This is a genomic window from Candidatus Enterococcus wittei (assembly GCF_002140175.1).
GTDB classification, from domain to species: domain Bacteria; phylum Bacillota; class Bacilli; order Lactobacillales; family Enterococcaceae; genus Enterococcus_B; species Enterococcus_B wittei.
The window spans coordinates 462,404-464,158 of record NZ_NGMO01000002.1; the positions used below are offsets into that span (position 1 = coordinate 462,404).

The 1,755-nt window shown below is 26.6% G+C and carries 2 protein-coding genes; both read left to right on the forward strand.

Annotated elements, in window-relative coordinates; all coding sequences use genetic code 11:
• Window positions 1-297: 297 nt before the first annotated feature.
• Window positions 298-1,299: a helix-turn-helix domain-containing protein gene (locus A5844_RS06470; RefSeq protein ID WP_086284386.1), complete on the forward strand. Its 1,002-nt coding sequence runs from the start codon at window positions 298-300 to the stop codon at window positions 1,297-1,299.
• 108 nt (window positions 1,300-1,407) lie between these two features.
• The gene (locus tag A5844_RS06475) at window positions 1,408-1,653 is read left to right on the forward strand and encodes a hypothetical protein (RefSeq protein ID WP_086284385.1); all 246 of its coding nucleotides are present in this window, start codon (window positions 1,408-1,410) and stop codon (window positions 1,651-1,653) included.
• The last annotated feature ends 102 nt before the right edge of the window (window positions 1,654-1,755 follow it).

Below are 1,755 nucleotides of genomic sequence, written 5' to 3' on the forward strand. Positions count from 1 at the left end.
TGTAAATATAGACTGATAGCAAAGAAACTCACTAGCGTGTGATTTTCTTTGCTATTTTTTTATTCATTTTTAGATAAAGAATAGAAAAATATTAGCTATTTAGAATAAGACAAATATTCAAATTTTTTATTAAAAGCCCTTGATTAGTTGGACTAAAAAACCAAAAGATATCTTTTTATGCTGTAGAGATTGCCCACTTTTTGTAAAAAAGTTATATACAGAAATTAAAAAATATACAAAAAAATCTTATAAAATGGCTATAATAATATTAAAAATTTGTTGTGGGAGGGGTAGTAAATGTTTAAAGAACAGCTTTTAGATTATCAATCTGAAAAAGAGTATCTTTTAATTCGTTTGTTGTATTTGGAAAATTTCAAATTGGGCAAGAATGAAATTTGTACAAAATTGAATATTTCTTACCCTACTTTAAAAAAAACAATTGAGCGATGTAATGATTATTTTCAAAAGTTTTTTCCTTATGATAAGTTACAGTTGATTACAGATGTTCATGAAATTTTATTTGAAGAAGACCCCCAAATACCTGTAGACGCTTTGACAAAATTCTTTTTTATAGAATCAGATAAATATATATTATTAGATTTATTATACAGAAAACCATCGTTATCAAGACATAGTCTGGCAGAAAAATTGAATATTAGTACGACAACATTGAATCTTTTGATCGTTCAGTGTAATGAATTATTACAAGAGTTTGATTTGTGTATAAAAAATGGAAAAGTAGAAGGAAATGTATTTCAATATTTTTACTTTTATTTTTTATTTTATTGGGAGACAGAAACTACGCCGATCTATGAATTGTATTCACTGAAAAATGAAACATTGATTAATTTCATTGAAGAAGAGTACCAACAAAAAATAGGGATTGTAGAACAAAGAAAACTTTCACTTTGGGGAATCTTGCTGAGAGAAAAAAGGAAGTTATTTACGTGTGATAATATTAAAAAAATTCAGGATTCTCATATTCCTAACGTTGAAAATACAGAATTGTTCCACACTTTTAGAAATTTTTTCCATAAAAATTGGAAAGAGCTATCAAGTTATGAAGTAGAATGTGTGGCCTATGTGACTTACCTATTTTTCAATAGTTTCGAAATATTAGATCAAAAAACAGTAGATTTGCATTCTATCCATATCAACGATCAGCGTCATTTGTTAATGTCAAAAATCATTCTTTTATTGCAAGATGACTATAATTTCTGTCTCTTATACACATCTAGATGTGTATATTTGATCTATAGAGTAGTGTTGTTTTATTTATTATTTTTTATACTCTACTAAAATAATTTTTTACATGTTATTTATTCTGATTTACTATCTTTTTATTGGCGCTTCTTTTGAATTAGGCGTACACTAATCGTGTAAATAAAATAAAACGAGGTGTTTACAATGGTGGATTACGAAAAAAAAGAAGAAAAAGTAGTAGAAAAGATTGTAGAGACGATTGAAAAATTGGACACTGAGTTGGACAAACTTGATTCGCTAGATGAAGAAAAAGATAAAAAGCATGAAATCAAAAAATGGTATGCTGAGAAAAAAGCGATTCATGAAATCAAACGTTTACTACATGAAATAAATAAATACGATAAATATGATGAGGAAGAACTAGAAAAATTTACTCATGATTTTGAATAGAAGATAAAAGTAAAAAAATATAAGCTGTTCATTTTTTCCTAAAATGATTCGCTTGTAAATATAGACTGATAGCAAAGAAACTCACTAGCGTGTGATTTTCTT